Source organism: Aminobacter sp. P4_H6_2 (assembly GCF_056400805.1).
This window is the reverse complement of record NZ_JBFUKO010000848.1, coordinates 1-1,901: the sequence shown is the minus strand read 5'-3', so window position 1 is coordinate 1,901 and position 1,901 is coordinate 1. Positions and strand designations below refer to the sequence as shown.

Annotated in this window: 3 protein-coding genes; 1 reads left to right on the top strand and 2 read right to left on the bottom strand. The window is 60.8% G+C overall.

All coding sequences use genetic code 11. The features are described from left to right. Together AC1DUU_RS30885 and crcB are read right to left on the bottom strand one after the other, a co-directional pair. A partial coding sequence (locus AC1DUU_RS30885) for an RluA family pseudouridine synthase (RefSeq protein ID WP_476787122.1) occupies positions 1-386 on the bottom strand: 386 nt, incomplete at its 3' end. 35 nt (positions 387-421) lie between these two features. After that, positions 422-799, bottom strand: coding sequence for a fluoride efflux transporter CrcB (gene crcB / locus AC1DUU_RS30880; protein WP_476787121.1), 378 nt, complete (start codon positions 797-799; stop codon positions 422-424). 163 nt (positions 800-962) lie between these two features. On the opposite strand from crcB, the gene mazG reads away from it, so the two are divergent. Then, positions 963-1,787 (top strand): nucleoside triphosphate pyrophosphohydrolase, encoded by an 825-nt coding sequence (mazG, locus tag AC1DUU_RS30875; protein ID WP_476787120.1) that lies wholly within the window; start codon positions 963-965, stop codon positions 1,785-1,787. Positions 1,788-1,901 lie beyond the last annotated feature (114 nt).

Genomic DNA, 1,901 nt, shown 5'->3' with positions numbered 1-1,901 from the left:
GCCTCAAGCATGTCGTCGAGATGGCGCACGATGCCTGAGCCGCCCTGTACGGCAAGGCCAGCAGGCTTGTTGAAGACAAAGACCTTGGGGTCTTCGTAGATCAGCATCTGCGCCAGCACATCGCCATCATCCTGATCGCGCATGGTGCGGGCGGTCAGCGGGCCGTTGTTCTTCTTGTCGACCTCAAGCGGCGGGATGCGGATCGTCTGGCCGGGCTCGACACGCGTGTCGGCCTTGACGCGGCCGCCATCGACCCGGATCTGGCCCGAGCGCAGCAGTTTTTGCAGGTGGCCGAAGCCGAGCCCCGGAAAATGGGACTTGAACCAGCGGTCGAGCCTCATGCCCGTTTCGCCGGCTTCCACCGTGATCTGTTCAACGCCAGCCATTTTTCAATCGTCCTTTTCGAAGCGGCCCAATAGCATCAGCCGACGCTTCTTGCGAGCCACATTCCCAAGAACAGCGCCAGAATGGCGCATATGACGCTGGCAAACGCATAACCAAAGGCCGGAAGCGTCGATCCACGCTCCCACAAGGTGGCAAAATCCAGTGAAAATGCGGAAAAAGTCGTGAAGCCGCCAAGGATGCCGGTGGCGACGAAAAGCCTGAGTTCATTCGACGTTCCATACCGGCGCGCAAGGAAGCCGACGAACAAGCCCATGGCGAAGGAGCCGACGATGTTGATCGCCATTGTGCCCCATGGAAAATTCGGGCCGGCAAGGCGCAGCGCGACAAGATTGGCGAGATGGCGCAGCGATGCACCGATGGCGCCGCCGATTGCAACGAGAGTGAGATGAAGCATGGGATTTTTTGCCTGCGTGCGAAAGGCCGGTCAATAGACGAAGGGTAGCCTTAGCGCTCCCAATGGGCCAGCAGGCTTGCGCTTCCAAAACAACATGTGGACAAGCGCCGGGCTCGCGAAGCCACTGTTGGGTCGATGGCTGCCGGGCTATAGGATTCCGGTCATGCAACCTTCCAAAGACATCTCCCGCCTGATCGAGATCATGGCCGCCCTACGTGAGCCGGAAACCGGCTGCCCCTGGGATATCGAGCAGAATTTCGCGACCATCGCGCCCTACACCATTGAGGAAGCCTACGAGGTCGCCGACGCGATCTCGCGCAACGACATCGACCACTTGCGCGAGGAATTGGGCGACCTGCTGCTGCAGGTGGTCTATCACGCGCAGATGGCCGAGGAAGCCGGCGAGTTTGCCTTCGGCGACGTGGTGCAAGCCATCACCACCAAGATGATCCGGCGGCATCCGCACGTCTTTGGCGACGCTGAGGCGCGCGAGGCCCGTTCCRCCAAGGGCATGTGGGAAAAGATCAAGGCGGAGGAAAAGGYCGAGAAGCGTACCGCGCGCCTCGCTCGCGGGCTCGATCCCGAGGACCACGGCAAGGGCTTTTTGGACTCCGTACCCGTGGCGCTGCCAGCACTTACCCGCGCGTTAAAACTTCAGGAACGGGCTGCCCGCGTTGGTTTCGACTGGGGTGCAGCTGCTCCCATCCTCGACAAGATCGAAGAAGAGATCGGCGAATTGCACGAGGCCATGGCCAAGGGCGACCAGACGGCGGTCAAGGACGAATTCGGCGACATGCTGTTTGCGCTGGTCAATCTGGGCCGCCACCTGGAGCTCGATTCCGAGGCTGCCCTTTCAGGAACCAACGACAAGTTCCGCAAGCGCTTCCATTACATCGAGCAAGCGCTCGACGAGGCAGGCGGCAGCCTTGAGTCCGCGACCCTCGACGAGATGGAAGCGCTCTGGCAGCAGGCCAAGACGGCGAAGTAAGCCGTCTTAGCCTTTGTTTTTCCGCGATATTCGGCTTGCTATCTCGTCGCGCGCAGATGCAGTGGCCTTGAGTGTCATCGACACGCTGCCGTCGTCATTGTCGGTGCGCGAAAC

Excerpts from the sequence above, each read along its gene's own strand:
- crcB (WP_476787121.1), bottom strand. The coding sequence starts at position 799 with ATGCTTCATCTCACTCTCGTTGCAATCGGCGGCGCCATCGGTGCATCG.